The sequence below is a fragment of the Thioclava sp. F28-4 genome (genome assembly GCF_002020045.1).
In the GTDB taxonomy this organism is placed as follows: domain Bacteria; phylum Pseudomonadota; class Alphaproteobacteria; order Rhodobacterales; family Rhodobacteraceae; genus Thioclava; species Thioclava sediminum.
The window spans coordinates 104,730-122,133 of sequence record NZ_MPZQ01000006.1 but is presented as its reverse complement, the minus strand read 5'-3'; the positions used below and the strand labels follow the sequence as shown (position 1 = coordinate 122,133).

At 63.2% G+C, this 17,404-nt stretch carries 17 protein-coding genes; 7 read left to right on the top strand and 10 right to left on the bottom strand.

From position 1 onward, the window contains the following. Nucleotides 1–13 precede the first annotated feature (13 nt). The 3 genes from argJ to BMI87_RS22945 all read left to right on the top strand — a co-directional run bounded on the left by argJ (nt 14) and on the right by BMI87_RS22945 (nt 2,067). The gene (gene argJ / locus BMI87_RS14000; RefSeq protein WP_078522239.1) at nt 14–1,393 is read left to right on the top strand and encodes a bifunctional glutamate N-acetyltransferase/amino-acid acetyltransferase ArgJ; all 1,380 of its coding nucleotides are present in this window, start codon (nt 14–16) and stop codon (nt 1,391–1,393) included. Further along, entirely contained in the window at nt 1,390–1,788 is a 399-nt protein-coding gene (gene mutT, locus BMI87_RS13995; protein ID WP_078522238.1) for an 8-oxo-dGTP diphosphatase MutT, read from the top strand. Before argJ ends, mutT begins: the two co-directional genes overlap by 4 nt. Nucleotides 1,789–1,938: 150 nt before the next feature. Beyond that, nucleotides 1,939–2,067, top strand: coding sequence for a hypothetical protein (locus BMI87_RS22945; RefSeq protein ID WP_256376243.1), 129 nt, complete (start codon nt 1,939–1,941; stop codon nt 2,065–2,067). An 80-nt stretch (nt 2,068–2,147) separates the two neighbouring features. Here the strand turns inward: BMI87_RS22945 and infB are convergent, their stop codons facing one another. The 6 genes from infB to pip form a co-directional block, all read right to left on the bottom strand. Further along, nucleotides 2,148–4,664, bottom strand: coding sequence for a translation initiation factor IF-2 (gene infB / locus BMI87_RS13990; RefSeq protein WP_078522237.1), 2,517 nt, complete (start codon nt 4,662–4,664; stop codon nt 2,148–2,150). Continuing rightward, the gene (locus tag BMI87_RS13985; RefSeq protein ID WP_078522236.1) at nt 4,661–5,290 is read right to left on the bottom strand and encodes an RNA-binding protein; all 630 of its coding nucleotides are present in this window, start codon (nt 5,288–5,290) and stop codon (nt 4,661–4,663) included. Before BMI87_RS13985 ends, infB begins: the two co-directional genes overlap by 4 nt. A gap of 29 nt (nt 5,291–5,319) precedes the next feature. Next, a complete protein-coding gene (gene nusA, locus BMI87_RS13980) occupies nt 5,320–6,939 on the bottom strand; it encodes a transcription termination factor NusA (RefSeq protein WP_078522235.1) in 1,620 nt (539 codons plus the stop codon). Nucleotide 6,940: 1 nt separating this feature from the next. Next, complete coding sequence (gene rimP, locus BMI87_RS13975) at nt 6,941–7,522, bottom strand: ribosome maturation factor RimP (RefSeq protein WP_078522234.1); 582 nt, start codon at nt 7,520–7,522, stop codon at nt 6,941–6,943. Between the two features lie 139 nt (nt 7,523–7,661). Next, nucleotides 7,662–8,129: a TspO/MBR family protein gene (locus tag BMI87_RS13970; RefSeq protein ID WP_078522233.1), complete on the bottom strand. Its 468-nt coding sequence runs from the start codon at nt 8,127–8,129 to the stop codon at nt 7,662–7,664. Between the two features lie 29 nt (nt 8,130–8,158). Next, nucleotides 8,159–9,130 carry a prolyl aminopeptidase gene (gene pip / locus BMI87_RS13965; RefSeq protein ID WP_078522232.1) on the bottom strand — a complete coding sequence of 324 codons (972 nt, stop codon included), beginning with the start codon at nt 9,128–9,130 and terminating at the stop codon, nt 8,159–8,161. A gap of 67 nt (nt 9,131–9,197) precedes the next feature. Between pip and ubiG the strand changes: the two genes are divergently transcribed. Continuing rightward, nucleotides 9,198–9,941, top strand: a complete 744-nt coding sequence (ubiG, locus tag BMI87_RS13960) for a bifunctional 2-polyprenyl-6-hydroxyphenol methylase/3-demethylubiquinol 3-O-methyltransferase UbiG (protein ID WP_078522231.1) — start codon at nt 9,198–9,200, stop codon at nt 9,939–9,941. Nucleotides 9,942–10,071: 130 nt separating this feature from the next. Here the strand turns inward: ubiG and mog are convergent, their stop codons facing one another. The 3 genes from mog to BMI87_RS13945 form a co-directional block, all read right to left on the bottom strand. After that, nucleotides 10,072–10,608, bottom strand: a complete 537-nt coding sequence (gene mog / locus BMI87_RS13955) for a molybdopterin adenylyltransferase (RefSeq protein WP_078522230.1) — start codon at nt 10,606–10,608, stop codon at nt 10,072–10,074. Then, the gene (locus BMI87_RS13950) at nt 10,605–11,834 is read right to left on the bottom strand and encodes an argininosuccinate synthase (protein WP_078522229.1); all 1,230 of its coding nucleotides are present in this window, start codon (nt 11,832–11,834) and stop codon (nt 10,605–10,607) included. Before BMI87_RS13950 ends, mog begins: the two co-directional genes overlap by 4 nt. Nucleotides 11,835–11,939: 105 nt before the next feature. Beyond that, nucleotides 11,940–13,055 carry a DUF3450 domain-containing protein gene (locus BMI87_RS13945; protein ID WP_168175217.1) on the bottom strand — a complete coding sequence of 372 codons (1,116 nt, stop codon included), beginning with the start codon at nt 13,053–13,055 and terminating at the stop codon, nt 11,940–11,942. A gap of 224 nt (nt 13,056–13,279) precedes the next feature. On the opposite strand from BMI87_RS13945, the gene BMI87_RS13935 reads away from it, so the two are divergent. Continuing rightward, on the top strand, nt 13,280–14,083 hold the full coding sequence (locus BMI87_RS13935; protein WP_078522226.1) for a hypothetical protein: 804 nt from the start codon (nt 13,280–13,282) through the stop codon (nt 14,081–14,083). 38 nt (nt 14,084–14,121) lie between these two features. After that, a complete protein-coding gene (gene ilvA, locus BMI87_RS13930) occupies nt 14,122–15,369 on the top strand; it encodes a threonine ammonia-lyase IlvA (RefSeq protein WP_078522225.1) in 1,248 nt (415 codons plus the stop codon). A gap of 214 nt (nt 15,370–15,583) precedes the next feature. Here ilvA and BMI87_RS13925 read toward each other — a convergent pair whose 3' ends face one another. Continuing rightward, nucleotides 15,584–15,913, bottom strand: a complete 330-nt coding sequence (locus BMI87_RS13925) for a histidine kinase (RefSeq protein ID WP_078522224.1) — start codon at nt 15,911–15,913, stop codon at nt 15,584–15,586. 150 nt (nt 15,914–16,063) lie between these two features. Between BMI87_RS13925 and BMI87_RS13920 the strand changes: the two genes are divergently transcribed. Continuing rightward, on the top strand, nt 16,064–17,374 hold the full coding sequence (locus tag BMI87_RS13920; protein WP_078522404.1) for a PP2C family protein-serine/threonine phosphatase: 1,311 nt from the start codon (nt 16,064–16,066) through the stop codon (nt 17,372–17,374). The last annotated feature ends 30 nt before the right edge of the window (nt 17,375–17,404 follow it).

Below are 17,404 nucleotides of genomic sequence, written 5' to 3'. Positions count from 1 at the left end.
AAAGGCGGGCGCGATGGCGAAGAAAAAGTCGAAGGACACCAAGGAGCTGAAGGCCAAGGTCAAGAAGCTCCGCGCCAAGGTTAAGGCGCTGAAGTCCGACCTTTCCGCCGCGCCCGCCCCTGCCGCTTCTGCGGCGCAAACAAAGGCGAAATCGGTGACGATTTCGCCGCTCGCCCCCGCGAAATTTCCCGATCTTCCGGAAATCGCGGGGGTCGAGTTCGCCTCCGCCGCGGCGGGGGTCAAATATGCTGGCCGCACCGATGTGATGCTGGCGCGGGTCGCGCCGGGATCGTCGATCGCGGGCGTGTTCACGACCTCCTCCACCCGCGCGGCCTGCGTTCTCGACTGTCAGGAAAAGCTCGCGATGCGCGCGCCTGCCGAGACGGGCGCCGCGATCATCGTCAACTCCGGCAACGCCAACGCCTTCACTGGGAAAAGCGGTCAGGAGAGCGTCGACAAGGTGACCGGCGCGGTGGCTCAGGCGCTCGATATGCCGATCAGCCGGGTGTTTTCGTCCTCCACCGGTGTCATTGGCGAGCCGCTTCCGCATGACAAGATCGTCGCGGTGATCGACGGCCTGACGCAGCGCCTCTCCCCTGCCGGGATCGAGGATGCCGCGCGCGCGATCATGACGACCGACACCTATCCCAAAGGCGCCTTTGCCGAGGTTCAGGGTGAGGGTGGCACGATCAAGATCGCCGGGATCGCGAAGGGCTCGGGGATGATCGCGCCGAATATGGCGACGATGCTGGTCTATATCTTCACCGACGCGAAAATCACGCCTGCGCGGCTGCAGAAGATGCTGTCGCGTCAGGTCGGCGACACGTTCAACGCGATCACCGTGGACAGCGACACCTCGACCTCGGATGCGCTGATCGTCGCGGCGACGGGCAAATCCGACGCCGCCGAGATCGCCGATCTGCGCTCGGAGCCTGCGAAGGCGTTTGAGGCCGGGCTGCGCGAAGTGATGATGGATCTGGCCCATCAGGTCGTCAAAGACGGCGAAGGGGCCACCAAATTCGTTGAGATCCGCGTGACGCGGGCGCGCTCGAACGAGGACGCGCATAAGATCGCGATGTCGATTGCGAATTCGCCGCTGGTGAAGACCGCGATTGCGGGCGAGGACGCGAATTGGGGCCGCGTGGTCGCGGCTGTCGGTAAATCCGGAGCCGAGGCCGATCGCGACAAGCTCAAGATTTCCTTCGGGGACATGGTCGTGGCCGAGAAAGGCTGGCGCGTGCCGGATTACTCCGAAGAGGCCGCGAGCGCCTATATGAAGAACGATGAACTCGTGATCGGCGTCGATCTCGGCCTTGGTCGCGCCTCGAAATCGGTCTGGACCTGCGATCTTACCCACCGCTACATCGACATTAACGCGGATTATCGTTCGTGAAGATGGTTCTGGTATCCGCCGTCGCCCTGATCGACGCTGACGGGCGCGTGCTTCTGGCACAGCGCCCCGAAGGCAAGTCGATGGCAGGTCTGTGGGAGTTTCCCGGCGGCAAGGTCGAAGCGGGCGAGACGCCCGAAGCCGCGCTGATCCGCGAGCTGGACGAGGAGCTGGGCATCCAGACCCATCAGAGCTGCCTCGCACCTCTGACCTTCGCCAGTCACGCCTATGACGACTTCCACCTACTGATGCCGCTGTTCGCCTGCCGTAAGTGGGAGGGGATCGTCAGCCCGCAAGAGGGGCAGACCCTCGCCTGGGCGCGGGCGCGCGACCTGCGCGACTACGAGATGCCGCCGGCGGATATCCCCCTGATCCCGATCCTGCGCGATTGGCTCTGACTGGGGTTAGTCTCTGACCGGGGGTTACCGCGCGATTAACCTTCGTGACCTTTTCTCCCAGCTCTCGCCACTAACGCGGAGGGATCCCCGTTTACATTTGCCGTTCCTTAACGCCTTGCGCTTCTAATGAGCGCTCAAGGGAGGAACCTCATGCTCAGAACCATTCAGATCGGCAGCAGCGTCTTCATTCAGGGAGTTTACGAACGGACGCTGGATTGCGGGCGCATTCTCGTGCGTGTCGGCGATGCGCTATTTGCCGGGCATCCCGTCAATCGCTGACGCAGCCGGACGACAGCCACAGATGCAAAACGGGGGCCCGAAGGCCCCCGTTTCTATATTCGTAACTCGGTCCCGAAGGATCAGAGCGTCCGCTCGACCTCTTCGCGCTCGAAGATCTCGATGACATCGCCGGGGCGGATATCGTCGTATCTCTCGAAGGCCATGCCGCATTCCTGACCGGAGGGCACTTCCTTGACCTCGTCCTTGAAGCGCTTGAGCGTCTTCAGCGTGCCTTCGTGGATCACCACGTTGTCGCGCAGCAGGCGGACGCCAGCCGAACGACGGGCGACACCCTCGGTAACCCGGCAACCGGCAACTTTGCCGACGCCGGTGACCTTGAACACTTCGAGGATCTCGGCGTAGCCGATGAAGTGCTCGCGGATCTCGGCCGACAGGAGGCCCGAAGCGGCGGCTTTGATGTCGTCCACCAGATCATAGATGATCGAGTAGTAGCGGATCTCGACGCCCTTCTGGTTCGCAGCGTTGCGCGCAGGCGCATTGGCACGAACGTTGAAGCCGATGACCGGTGCGTTGGACGCCTCGGCCAGCGTGATGTCGGATTCGGTGATCGCACCCACGCCCGAATGCAGGACGCGCACACGCACCTCGTCGTTGCCGACCTTCTCGAGCGCCTGGACGATCGCTTCCGCCGAGCCCTGCACGTCGGCCTTCACCAGCACGGGCAGTTCGGTGACGCTTTCATCGGCCTTGGCTTTCGCCATCAGCTGTTCCAGCGTCGTCGCGGCACCGGCAGCGGCGCGTTTGTCCTTCGCGGCCTGCTCGCGGTATTCGGCGATCTCGCGGGCCTGCGCCTCGGTCTCGACGACGTTGAGAACGTCGCCCGCCTCGGGCGTGCCGTTGATGCCAAGCACCTCGACCGGAACCGACGGACCGGCCTCATCGACGCGGTCGCCCTTGTCGTTGATCAGCGCGCGGACCTTACCCCACTGCTCGCCGACGACGAAGATGTCGCCTTTGCGCAGCGTGCCGTTCTGCACCAGAACCGTCGCGACCGGGCCACGGCCCACGTCGAGCTTGGCTTCGATCACCGCACCTTGCGCGGCGCGGTCGGGGTTCGCCTTGAGTTCGAGCAGTTCGGCCTGAAGCGCGATGGCTTCGAGCAGCTGATCGAGACCCTTGCCGGTCTTGGCCGACACTTCCACGTCCTGCACGTCACCCGACATCTCTTCGACGACGACTTCGTGCTGCAGAAGCTCGGTGCGGACCTTCTGGGCATTCGCCTCGGGCTTGTCGCACTTGTTGATCGCGACGATCATCGGAACGCCAGCGGCCTTCGAGTGATTGATCGCTTCGATGGTCTGCGGCATCACCGAGTCGTCGGCCGCCACGACGAGCACCACGATATCGGTGACATTGGCACCGCGTGCGCGCATCGAGGTAAAGGCCGCGTGGCCGGGCGTGTCGAGGAACGACAGGGTCGCCCCGCTCTCGGTCTGCACCTGATAGGCGCCGATATGCTGCGTGATCCCGCCAGCCTCGCCGGAGACGACGTTCGCCTTGCGGATCGCGTCGAGCAGCGAGGTCTTGCCGTGGTCGACGTGGCCCATGATCGTGACGATCGGCGGGCGCGGCTGCAGATCTTCTGCCTTGTCGTCGACCTGATCGATGACCTGTTCGACATCCGCATCCGAAACACGCACGGACCGGTGACCGAATTCCTCGATTACGAGTTCCGCCGTATCGGCGTCGAGCGTCTGGTTCGCGGTGACCATCATGCCCATCTTCATGAGCGTTTTGACCACGTCGGCCGCGCGCTCCGCCATACGGTTGGCGAGTTCCGACACGATGATCGTCTCGGGAAGCTGCACTTCGCGCGATTGCTTTTCAGCACGCTGCGAGCCGCCCATCGCCTTCTGACGGGCCTTCTCCTGCTTGCGCTTCATCGCAGCAAGCGAACGCTGGCGACCTTCGCCACCCGAGAGCGCATCGCTCAGCGAGAGCTTGCCCGAACGGCGGTTGCCGCGGTCATTGCCCTTGTTGTTGCGATCGTTGCGCGTGTCACGCTCACGATCCGTCTTGCGCGGACCCGAAGCGGAAACACCCTTGGTCTCGGCGCGGGCGGCAGCAACCTCCACGGCAGCCTGATCGACCGGAGTGTCTTTCTTCGGTCCGCCCTTGCGGATCTCTTCTTTCTTCTTGTCGCGAAGTTCGGCCTCGCGCTTCTTGCGCTCGTCCTCTTCAGCCTTCGCCTTGAGGGCCGCTTCGCGTTCACGCTCCTCGCGCTCCTTGGCCTCAGCCTCGGCGCGACGACGCTCACGTTCTTCTTCGCGGGCTTTTTCCTCGGCCTCGCGGGCGGCGGCCTCTTCGACCTCACGCGCCTTCGCGGCCTGAAGCGCCTTCAGGCGACGCTCCATCTCGGCGTCGGAAATCCCGGCGGGGCGCTTCGACGGATCGCCAAGGGAAGTTTTGTTACCCCCTCCCTTACCAGCGCCTGCCGCCGGTTTGTTCAGCACCCGCTTCTTGCCTTTCGTCTCGACCACGACGTTCTTGGTACGCCCGTGCGAGAAGCTTTGCTTCACCTGCCCGGAGCGCCCGCCGCCCAGTCCGAGAGTCTTTTTGCCGTCCGTATCGCTCATGCCGTCTTCGTATCCTTCATGGCGGTCTTGCCGCCGTCCTGCTTGCGTACGCCCGCAAGCCTCGATGCGTCTTCAATTACGCGCCGGGTGAGGCCACCGGCTGCAAGCGCGCCGTGTATCGCACGATCGCGGCCGAATGCCAAACCCAATTCCTGAGAGGTGAGGCAGCCGAACCAGCGCCCGCCTTCGGGCGTCCACAGCTTGCCCTTGCCCCTGTCCGAGCCGTCGCTTGCCTGTAGCAGCACTTTCGCGCGCCCCTCGGCCAGCCAGCCCTTGACCTTTTCGAAGCCGACAACCGCTTTGCCGGCCTTCCGCTCCAGAGAAATAAGCTCCACAACGCGAGAGGCAAGGGCCAGTTCCACCAATTCCACCAGATTTTCTGGGGTTTTGGCCGCCTGCTTCGCTGCGCGAGCAAACAATCCCTTTTTCATCGCCGTCTCGATGACGCTGCGTTCGGAGGTGACCCAGATGCCGCGGCCGGGCAGCTTGCCTGCCACGTCCGGATAGATCATCCCATCGGGTCCGAGCACGAAGCGGACAAGCCCCGCCTTCGGCTGAACATCGCCGGTGACGATGCAGCGCCGTTCGGGATCGTCGTTGGTTTTCGGCTTTCCGCCGCGACTCATCTAAGCTCCTCTCCGGTCGGGACCGAGGCTTACGCCTCGGCCTCCTCCTCGGTTTCCTCTTCGCCTTCGTCTTCCGCGTCGCTTTCCAGCTCGGACGGGTCGACCCAGCCCAGCTGAATACGCGCGGTCATGATCAGGTTCTGCGCCTCTTCGAGGCTCACATCGAATTTCTCGAGCAGACCGTCATCCTTCACTCGCTGACCGTCGACCGTGGTCCAGCCACCGGCCAGTTCCCAGTCGGCGCAGGTCGCGAAATCTTCCAGCGTCTTGACGTCGTCTTTCGCGAGCGCCTCGATCATCTGCGGGGTCAGGCCTTCGAAGTCGAACAGCGACTGCTCGACGCCCATTTCCTTCGCCGCTTCGAGCGCCTTGCGGTTCTGCTCTTCGATCACGTCGCGGGCACGGGCCTGCAGTTCGCCTGCGGTGTCCTCGTCCACGCCTTCGATCGACAGCAGCTCGTCCATGTCGACATAGGCCACTTCCTCGAGCGAGGTAAAGCCCTCGGCCACGAGCAGCTGCGCGAAGAACTCGTCGAGGTCCAGCGCGTCGACGAACAGCTTGGTGCGCTCGGCGAACTCGGCCTGACGGCGCGCCGATTCCTCGGCTTCGGTCAGGATGTCGATGTCGAGACCGGTCAGCTGCGAGGCCAGACGCACGTTCTGACCGCGACGGCCGATCGCGAGCGACAGTTGCTCGTCCGGGACCACGACTTCGATCTTCTGCGCTTCCTCGTCGATCACCACTTTCGACACTTCGGCCGGCTGCAGCGCGTTCACGAGGAAGGTCGCCTGATCTTCGTTCCACGGAATGATGTCGATCTTCTCGCCCTGAAGCTCGCCGACGACGGCCTGCACGCGCGAACCGCGCATACCGACACAGGCGCCGACCGGGTCGATCGAGTTGTCATAGGAGATGACGCCGATCTTCGCGCGCGAACCGGGATCGCGGGCCACGGCCTTGATCTCGATGATGCCGTCGTAGATTTCCGGCACTTCCATCTTGAACAGCTCGGCCATGAATTCCGGCGCGGTGCGGCTGAGGAAGATCTGCGGACCACGGGTCTCGCGGCGCACGTCTTTCACGTAGGCGCGGATGCGGTCGTTCGGGCGATAGCTCTCGCGGCCGATCTTCTCGTTGCGGCGCAGGATCGCTTCGCCACGGCCCACATCGACGATGATGTTGCCGTATTCCTCGCGCTTGACGATGCCGTTGATGATCGTGCCCACGCGGTCCTTGAACTCTTCGTACTGGCGATCACGCTCGGCTTCGCGGACCTTCTGCAGGATGACCTGCTTGGCCGATTGCGCGGCGATGCGGCCCAGATCGACCGGCGGCACCTCGTCGACGATCTGATCGCCGACCGAGGGGTTGTCGAGATACTGCTTCGCCTGCTCGACGGTCAGCTCGGCCTGATAGTTCTCCAGCTCCTCGTCTTCGACGACGGTGCGGACGCGGGTGAAGGTCGCCTTGCCGGTCTTGCGATCGATCGAGACGCGGATGTCCATCTCCGCGCCGTAACGCGACTTCGCCGCACGCGCGAGGCTCTCCTCCATCGCCTGGATCACCAGATCCGGGTCGATCATCTTTTCGCGCGCCACCGCCTCGGCGGTCTGCAGAAGCTCAAGCTGGTTGGCTGCCGTGATGGCCATCTCAGTTCTCCTCCTCGGGGGAATCGTCAATCTCGTCAAATTCAGCTTCGTCGACGCTTTCGGTCGCCTTCTTCTGGCGCAGCATCTCGTCGATCAGCTCATCGGTCAGCACCAGCTTCGCATCCGCGAGCCAGTCGAACTGGAGGCCGATCACGACGTCTTCGCCGTTCTCGTCCAGCTCGATCAGGATTTCCGAGCCTTCGGTGCCGCGCAGGATACCCTTGAAGCGCTTGCGTCCGTCGATCTGCTCGGAGGTCTCGATCTTCGCCTCGTAGCCTTCCCAGATGTCGAAATCCTTGAAGCGCGTCAGCGGCCGATCGATCCCGGGCGACGACACTTCCAGCGTATATTTGTCCTCGATCGGGTCTTCCACATCGAGAGCCGCGGACACGGCGGTCGAGATCGCGGCGCAATCGTCCACGATGATCCCGCCATTGGGGCGGTCTGCCATGATCTGAAGCGTGGCCGTCTTGCCGCCCTGCAGCCGCAGCCGCACGAGCTCGAAGCCCAGCCCCTCGATCACGGGGGTCACGATCTCGGCCAGACGCCGGTCGATGGCGGTCTTGGCGATCAGGTCGGTCATGTCTCTCTTTCCGATCCTACAAAAACAAAAAACGGGCCGTTGCGGCCCGTCACACGTTTCCGGTGGGCGTCAGGTTTGGACCCCGGCGCGCCGCTGTTGATGGCGATATAGTCCTGTATCGCAGATTCCGCAAGTGGAATCAGGTTTGGCCCCCCGCCCCGGGGTTGTCACGCCAGACCCGGAAGTTCAGCGCGCCCGCCAATGTCAGCCAAACGAGATAGGGGAAGACCAGCAATCCGGCCAGCATATCGAGCTGCAGGAAGGCCAGCATCATCGCCGCGACGGCGACCCACAGACAGATCAGGACAAGCAGCCCGAGCCACAGCCGATGCGCCCCGAAGAAGACCGGCGTCCAGAGCGTGTTCAGCGCGATCTGCACCGCGAAGAGGGCGAGCGCGATCTGGCTGCCCGCCTCGGGGGCGATGCGCGACGCAGCATAGGCGACCGAGACGTAGAGATAGGTCCAGGCGACCGGGAAGACCCAGTTGGGCGGCGTGAAACCGGGCTTCTTCAACCCGACATACCATTCGCCCGGCTTGAAGATGATGCCCGTCGCAGCGGCGGCCGCGGAGGCCACGAGAAACAGCAGGAAATAGGTAAGCGTCATGGCGGCCTCGATCGAAATCTTTCGCTAGATCAGGATCTAAGCTCATCCATCGCGCGGACAAGCCCGGCGGTGATCCCCGGTTCGGAAAGCGCATGCCCCGCCATCGGCACCAGTTGCAGCTTCGCCATCGCCCAGCCCTGCGCCAGCCGATAGGCCGAGGTCGGCGGGCAGATCATATCGAGCCGCCCCTGCACGATGGTCGTCGGGATATGCTCGATCTTGTGACGATCACGCAGGATCTGGCCATCCTCTTCGAGGAAGGCCGCATTCTGGAAATAGTGGTTCTCGAGCCGCGCGAAGGCACGCGCGTAATCGGGCGAGGCTTCGCCGGGCGGGCCGTCATAGCGCACCGAAGCCAGCGCGTTTTCCCACATCGCCCAGTGCCGCGCATAGCGCGCTTCGGCCATGTAGTCGCCCGAGAACAGCCGCTTGTGATAAGCGCCGATCAGATCGTGCTGCTCGTCTTCCGGAATCGGACGCCGGAAATTCGCCCAGAGGTCTGGATAGAAATTCCCCGCGCCGCCGCCGTAGAACCAGTTGAGCTCGACCTGCGTCGCAAGGAAGACGCCGCGCAGAATCAGATTCGTCGCCCGGTCGGGATGCGCCTGCGCGTAAAGCAGCGCCAGCGTCGCCCCCCAGCTACCGCCGAAGACCATCCAGCTATCGATACCGAGCGTCCGGCGGATCTGCTCCATATCCGCGATCAGATGCCAGGTCGTGTTATCCGCGACGCTGGCATGCGGGCGCGACAGACCGCAGCCGCGCTGATCGAACAGGATGACCCGGTAATGCTGCGGATCGAAGAATCGCCGCATCGTCGGCGAGCAGCCGCCTCCCGGCCCGCCATGACAAACGACGACCGGCTGCCCCTCGGGATGACCCGATTGTTCGACGTAAAGGACATGGCCATCGCCCACGTCGATCCGGCGCTGATCGAAGGGCTCGATCGGCGGATAAAGATGGGCGCCCGATGCGCGCTTTTGCCCTGCAGTTCTGTCCATGTCTGGACTATATAGAGCAAAAGGCGCGCCCGCCATGGGCTGCCCTAAAATCAATGCGAGGAGAGCAATGGCAGATCCGGTAAACAGCATCGACCCGTCCGAAGTCGCCAAATTCGAGGCGATGGCCGCCGAATGGTGGGACCCGAACGGCAAGTTCAAACCGCTGCATATGCTCAACCCCTGCCGGCTCGACTACATCACCACGCAGATCGCCACGCAGTTCGGCCGCGACCTGAAAGCGCCGCGCCCGTTCGAGGGGCTGCGCCTGCTGGATATCGGCTGCGGCGGCGGGCTTCTGTCCGAACCGATGGCGCGGCTCGGCGCCACTGTCGTGGGCGCTGATGCGGCGGAAGGGAATATCCCCGTGGCGCGGCTGCATGCCGAACAGTCGGGGCTCGAGATCGACTACCGCCATTGCGCGGCGGAAGATCTGGCCACGAACGGCGAGCAATTCGATGTCGTCCTCGCGCTGGAGATCATCGAACATGTCGCCGACCCGCAGGGCTTCGTGAACACGATCCAGAGCCTGATGAAACCGGGCGGGCTGATGATCTGCTCGACGCTGAACCGCAATCCGAAAAGCTACATGGTCGCGATCATCGGTGCCGAGCGGGTGATGCGCTGGCTGCCCGTGGGCACGCATGAATGGTCGAAATTCGTCACGCCCGACGAGCTTTACGAGCTGTCGCGCAAGGCCGGCCTCGACCCGGTCGACCGCCGCGGCATGGTGTTCAATCCGCTCAGCTGGACCTGGTCGCTCTCGGCGCGCGATCTTTCGGTGAATTATGCCATCGCGGCGGTGAAGCGGTAAGGGGCGCTGCCCCTCTTCGCATGCGCGAATTCACCCCGGGATATTTCAGCCAACACGAAGAGAGGCGATTTTCGCCTTGGGTAAAATATTCCGGGGGAGTCTCTGAAAGAGACGGGGGCGGCGCCCCCTCTTACTTTTTCTTCGGACGGAATGCTTCGATCCGGGCCGGATCGGTCTCGATATAGCCCGCGCTGATCAGGTCGAGACAATAGGGCACGGCGGCGAAGACCGCGTCGAGGCAGGTCGCGATGGCCGACGGTTTGCCCGGCACCATGATGATCAGCGATTTGCCCGCGATGCCCGCCGACTGGCGCGACAGGATGGCGGTGGGCACTTCGAGCAGGCTCGCGCGGCGCATTTCTTCGCCGAAGCCCGCAAGCTCCTTTTCGATCACGTCGAAGCAGCCCTCGGGCGTCTCGTCGCGCGGCGCGGGGCCGGTGCCACCGGTGATCAGGATCAGATCGGCCTCGGCCTCGACCAGTTCGCGGAGTTTCGTCGCGACCGACTCGCGCCCGTCGGGGATGATGTGGCGCTCGATCTCCAGCGGCGAGGTGACCACGCCGCGGAGGTAGTCTTCGCAGCCCGGACCGCCCTTGTCCTCGTATTCGCCGCGCGACGCACGATCGGAGACGGTGACGATGGCGGCCTTGGGCTGCGAAAAGCTCATTTCTTCACTCGCGCGTTGCGGGTTGCGATCAGCTTCAGGCGCAGCGCGTTGAGCTGGATGAAGCCCGCCGCGTCTTTCTGATCGTAGGCGCCTGCGTCTTCCTCGAAGGTCACATGGGCCTCGGAATAGAGCGAATACTCCGACCAGCGCGCGACGGTGCGGGCCGCGCCCTTGAAGAGCATCAGCTTCACCGTGCCGGTGACGTATTCCTGCGTCTTGTCGATCAGCGCCTGCAGCGCCTCGCGCTCGGGCGAGAACCAGAAGCCGTTATAGATCAGCTCGGCATAGCGCGGCATGATCGAATCCTTCAGGTGGCCCGCGCCGCTATCGAGCGTGATCTGCTCGATGCCACGGTGCGCTTCCAGCAGGATGGTGCCGCCGGGGGTCTCGTAGACGCCGCGCGACTTCATGCCCACGAAGCGGTTCTCGACGAAGTCGAGACGGCCGATGCCGTGCTTTTTGCCGTATTCGTTGAGCTTGGTGAGGATCGTCGCCGGGCTCATCGCCTCGCCGTTGATCGACACCGCGTCGCCCTTCTCGAAGCCGATCTCGATGAATTCCGGCTCGTTCGGAGCCTGTGTGATCGGATCGTCGGTGCGCTGGTAGACGTAATCGGGCGCCATGTCGGCCGGGTCTTCCAGAACCTTGCCCTCGGACGAGGTGTGCAGAAGGTTCGCATCGACCGAGAACGGCGCTTCGCCGCGCTTGTCCTTGGCGATCGGGATCTGGTTCGCCTCGGCGAATTCCAGCAGCTTGGTGCGCGAGGACAGGTCCCATTCCCGCCACGGCGCGATCACCTTGATCGACGGGTCGAGCGCATAGGCCGACAATTCGAAGCGGACCTGATCGTTGCCCTTGCCGGTCGCACCATGCGCCACCGCATCGGCGCCATGCTTATGCGCGATCTCGACGAGGTGCTTCGAGATCAGCGGCCGCGCGATCGACGTGCCCAGCAGATAGAGCCCCTCATAGACCGCATTGGCGCGGAACATCGGGAAGACGAAATCGCGGACGAATTCCTCGCGCGCGTCGAGAATATGGATATTCTCCGGCTTGATGCCGAGCATTTCGGCCTTCTTGCGCGCCGGCTCGAGCTCCTCGCCTTGGCCGAGATCGGCGGTGTAGGTGATGACCTCGCAGCCATATTCGGTCTGCAGCCATTTCAGGATGATCGAGGTATCGAGGCCGCCCGAATAGGCAAGCACGACTTTCTTGGGCGCGGACATGCGGCATCTCCCGGTTTTCTTGTTCCGCGACGGAATAGAAGCTTTTTTTCCAATGAACAAGGGCCGCCCCGAAGGACGGCCCTTTCGCAAGTGCTCTGCGCGAGATCAGCTCTCGGTGGACGGGTCCACGAGCGGATCGGTCGTGGTGTCCCCGCTCGAGGCGAGATCGCCATCGACCGTGGTCCCGTCGCCCGTCGTGCCGTCGCCGGTCGCCACATCGCCATCCACAAGTGCCTCTGCCGTTGCGGTTTCCGGCGGCGGCAGGTCGAGCAGTTCGTGCAGGTAGGCTTTGGCCTCGGGCGAAAGATCGCGCCCGTTGGATGCGGCAAGAAGCGCGTCCGCCTGCATCTGATCGGCTTCCGCGACCTGTTTCTCAAGCTCGGTGACCTGATCCTGAGCCGTCGCGAGATCCGTCTGATAGGTCTCCGCCGCCTGCTTTTGGGCTTCGAGCGTGTCGAGCCGGCTCTGGTAGTCCTCTGCCTCGGGATCGAGATCGTCGATTTGAGCCTGAACTTCTTCCGGCGCGGGAACATCCTGCGCCTCGAGATCCGAGAGGGTCTGCTGCGCGGTCGCGAGATCTTCTTCTGCTTGCGCCGCCCCGACGACAGAGTCGCGATAGGTCGCGATCCGGCCCACCTGACTGTTCGGCGAGGCGTTGGCGAGCGCGGTCGCGCTTGCATGGGCCGCGTTCAGACCCTTCAGCTCGGAGGCCAGTGCGCCGTGATTGCGCAGCTCATCCTCGCTCAGGCTCGGCTTGCCGTTCGGGCGCGGCGACTCGTTGACCGCATATTTGGTTGGGGTGGTCGAGCGCGTCTTCGTCGCGGTGGTGCCGCGCGACGCCGTTTTCACACTGGAGCGGGTCGTATGCTGCGATTTCGCCTGCCGCTTACCCGAGAACAGATCGTCGAGGAATTTCGCGGGGCCGCCGCCATGCGCAGCAGCCTTGCCGGAATTTCCGGGGCTCGTCGCGCGCCCGGCCGATGCGGATTTGCCCGTCGCGCCGGAATTACCGCCTGCGTTGCTTTTGCCTCCGCCATTGCCGCCACTATTTCCGCCGCCGTTGCCGCCACCGTTTCCACCGCCGTTGCCACCGCCATTACCGCCACCGTTGCCGTTCTTGGCAAAGGCGGCATCCGCACCGGTGAAATGGCTGGTCGCCACCGGGGCGACGACGAAGCTCGCCGCGACAAGGGCGACAATCGAAGTTTTTCTCAGGCGCATGCGGCCCTCCTCTTTTGTTGCTCGCAACACAGTTTCAGCACGATTAGCGCCGAAAGTGGGCAAAAAAGCGGCAGCCTTTGCAAAATGCGCAAGGCTTCGCTCAAAGCGAAGGTGAGCCGGCGGTGACTCGCTCTTTTCCACCTCGATCACACGGAGAATTCAACCAAGGCGCGCCGAACGTGCTTTGACTGCGGTGAGATCGAGCCCCAACGGTGAATTGTTAAATGACATTCTTTGGGGGCAAAGTGATGAATGTATTGGGGGTTTTCGGACACTCGTTCCGGCAGGTCTTTGGAAATTGGCGGCAGACCCTTCGGATCTCGGCGCTTCTTCTCTTGATCATGATCATCGGGCAGCAGTGGCTTATCGAGAGCGTGATGCAGGCCGGAGCATCGCAACACCAGAGTTTCGAAAAATCACTGTTCATTTTGGTTTTCAACACGTTCATCCTGCCGATCCCGATGATCATCGCGGCGGTGAACTGGCACAGGTTCATCCTGCTCGGCGAGCGCGTCGGCTGGCTGCCGCGGATTCATCTGCGCCGCGACGTGAGCTATTTCTGGCGTGGCATAGTGATCACGCTCTGTGCCATGGCGATCATGGTTCTGGGCGCCGCGATTGTTTTTCTTTTCGCCCTCGCGGCGCAGGAAATCATTCCGAACCAGACCGCTGAAGCCGTTCTACTTGCCGTGGTGGGGCTGGCATTCTTCATTGCCCTGTATGCCTTCATGCTCCGTCTCGGAGTATCCCTGCCCGGGGCCGCGATCGGCGGCGCCACGATCCGCGACAGTTGGCGCGCGACTCGCGGCCACTGGCGTGGCTTCGCTTTGCTCACTCTGCTGGCATTTCTCGTGGTACTCCCTTTCGTTGCGGTAAGCATGCTTTCGATACAGGCGCCACATGATCTCGCGGATGATATGGTCGTGGTCGCGCTCAAGTTGCTTTTCGCCGTGCCCACCGTGATGCTGCTGCTGTCGATCCTAACGACGCTCTACGGTCATTTTGTCGAGCAACGCGCCCTCGTCTGAGCTTGCCAAAGCGGGCGGCGCGCGTCACATCTGGCGGTATGAGTGAGTTCGCCCTTTCCGCCCAAGCCGCCACCCGCGCGCTGCGTGCGCTCTTCGAGCCCACGCCGCTGCAACTCAATGCCCATCTGTCGAAACGTTTCGACGCCGAGGTCTGGCTCAAGCGCGATGACCTGACGCCGGTGCGCTCCTACAAAATCCGCGGCGCCTTCACTGCGATGCGCAAATTGCGCGAGCGCGATCCGTCGGCGGCACATTTCGTCTGCGCGAGCGCCGGGAACCACGCTCAGGGCGTGGCCTTCGCCTGTCGGCATTTCGGGGTGAAAGGCACGATCTTCATGCCGGTGACGACGCCGCAGCAGAAGATCGACAAGACCAAGACCTTTGGCGGAGATGCGGTCGAGATCGTTCTCACGGGCGATTATTTCGACGACACGCTGGCTTCGGCGCAGGAGTTTTGCCGTGAGGCCGGGGCGCATTTCCTCGCGCCTTTCGACGATCCGGATGTGATCGAGGGGCAGGCGTCGGTCGGGGTGGAGATCCTCGACCAGTTGGGCGGCGCACCGGATATGGTAATCCTGCCCGTGGGCGGCGGCGGTTTGGCCGCGGGCGTGACCGGCTATCTGCGCGCGACCGCCCCCGACACGGAATTTCGCTTCGTCGAGCCTTTGGGCGGCGCGAGCCTCACCGCTGCGGTCAAGGCGCATGAGCCCGTGACGATCTCGCAGGTGAACAGTTTCGTCGATGGAGCCGCTGTGGCCCGGATCGGCGCGCGCCCCTTCGCGGAGTTGGGCTGGGTCACGCCCGAGCAAGTTCATCTCGCACCGGAAGATCGCATCTGCATCACGATGCTTGAGATGCTGAACGTCGAGGGCGTCGTGCTGGAACCCGCCGGCGCGATGTCTGTCGACATCCTGCCCGAACTGGCCGAGACGATCCGCGGCAAGCGCGTGGTCTGCGTGACTTCGGGCGGCAATTTCGACTTCGAACGTCTGCCAGAGGTGCGCGAACGTGCCCAGCGCTATTCGGGTCTGAAGAAGTACTTCATCCTCCGCCTACCGCAACGCCCCGGCGCCCTGAAGGATTTCCTCCAGATGCTTGGCCCTGACGACGACATCGCACGCTTCGAGTATCTGAAGAAATCGGCGCGGAACTTCGGCTCGGTCCTGATCGGGATCGAAACGAAACGCGCCGAGAACTTCACAGAGCTCTTCGCGAAGCTCGACGCCGAGGGCTTCGTCTGGCGCGACATCACCGAAGACGAAACCTTGGCCGAGTTTCTTATCTGAGGCCTTCAATTCGATAGAGCGGCCGCCTGACGGACGAAACACTCTGGCCCTTCACCGGTTTACACTGTGGAGGCCTTTCTACACCTTCCAACTCCTGCGCTCACGGCCCGCAGTAGGCACGCGAGTTAACCAAAGTTTGGCCGCACCCGTGCCCAATGGGTGCGACTGCGTGCAAACTGCGCTCGGCGCAGCTCAATCTGCTCAGCACCTCGCACTATGCTGCCGGCGTGAACTCCGATAGCCGCCCCATGAACTGCGTCTTGGACAGACGATAGGTCTCGCGGATCGCGCCCAGATCGACCTCCACGGCGCGTCCGGCGGCGGCCATTCGTTCTCCCTGCTGACAGGCGCCGCCGAAATCGCGGAACCCGAGATTCCAGGCAGACCCTTTCAAGAAGTGCAAATCCTCTTCGACCCGGTCGGGACGTCCGCCAAGCCCCATCACCACGGCCTCGACCTCGTCGAGAAAAAGCTCCACGACCTCCGCAAACCCATCGGCGCCAATTTCAGAACGCAATTCCTGTACCCGTTCCCAATCAATCATCACGCCCTCCAGGCCACTCGATCCGACTCCACCCGAGACTGACCGTAGCGCCGCACCCTTTCGATTTTCTTAACGTCTGATCCGGGCTGGTTTTCACCGAATCTTAGGGAGTTTGCGGTTTCGTGAGGGCAGAGGTTTCGGATGATGCAGATGGTGCAAAGACAAGAGGTCCCCGCAGATGCGGGCCGACGACCGTTGGCGGGCGCTGCACGGCACGTTCTCGTCGTGGACGACAGCCGCATGCAGCGCCGTATCCTCTCGGCCCAGTTGTCCCGCTCCGGTTACCAGGTGAGCGAAGCTGAAAGCGCAGAAGAGGCGATCGCGATCTGCGCCCAATGCGAGCCCGATATCGTGATCTCGGACTGGATGATGGCGGGGATGAGCGGCCCTGAATTCTGCCGCGTTTTTCGAGGCTTACCGCGGCGAAGCTACGGCTATTTCATTCTTCTGACCTCCAAGGCCGAGAAGACGGACGTTACACGTGGATTGGAAAGCGGCGCCGATGATTTCCTGTCGAAACCGGTCAACGGAGCGGAGCTTCGGGCGCGGCTCAGCGCGGGCGCTCGCATCCTGACCATGCAAGAGGAGTTGAGCGAAAAGAACCGCCTGTTGCGCGAGGCACAGGAGGTGATCGACCGCGACCTGCAAGAGGCACGCAAACTACAGCAAAGCCTCGTGCGGACACGACACGCCCGGTTCGAGGCAGCGGATGTCTCGCTACTCTTGCGGCCCGCAGGCCATGTCGGCGGCGACCTCGTCGGGTTCTTTCCAATCAATGAACGCCGGGTGGGCCTATACGGCATCGACGTGTCGGGGCATGGGATCACCTCGGCCCTGATGATGGCGCGGATCGCGGGCTACTTCTCCGGCACCACCCCCAGCCAGAACCTCGCGATTTACCGCAACGCAAAAGGCGAATTGCGCGGACGACGCCCGGCGGAGCTCGCGCAGCGCCTCAACGATCTCGTGCTGAGTGAAATGAGCACCGAGAGCTACTTCACCCTTATCTACGCCGATGTCGACCTGCGCACCGGCAAGGCGGAATTGGTTCAGGCCGGCCACCCCTACCCGGTCCTGCAACGGCGCAACGGCACGGTCGAGTTTTTCGGCGAGGGCGGGCTGCCGATCGGGCTGATCGAAGGCGCCGAATACGAAACGCTTACGGTTCAACTGACCCCGGGCGATCGGCTGGTGCTGGTCTCGGACGGGATTACCGAAGCCAGCGACCGCAGCGGCGAGATGATCGATCAGACCCGGCTGGCCCGGATGCTCCGCAAGTTTTCCCAGATGCCGGGGCCCGGGCTTCTGGATGCGCTCTATTGGGCCACCGAGGAATTCGCGGAGGGTGAGATCGGGGACGATGTCTCGGCTGGCGTTTTGGAATTTCACGGCCCCGGCAGCAGCGAGCGACGTTCGGAGCTTGTGTCAGACTGCAGAGACCATCCCCCGGGGGAGACTTGAGAGGAGAACGCACCAGCTCAGCTACATCTG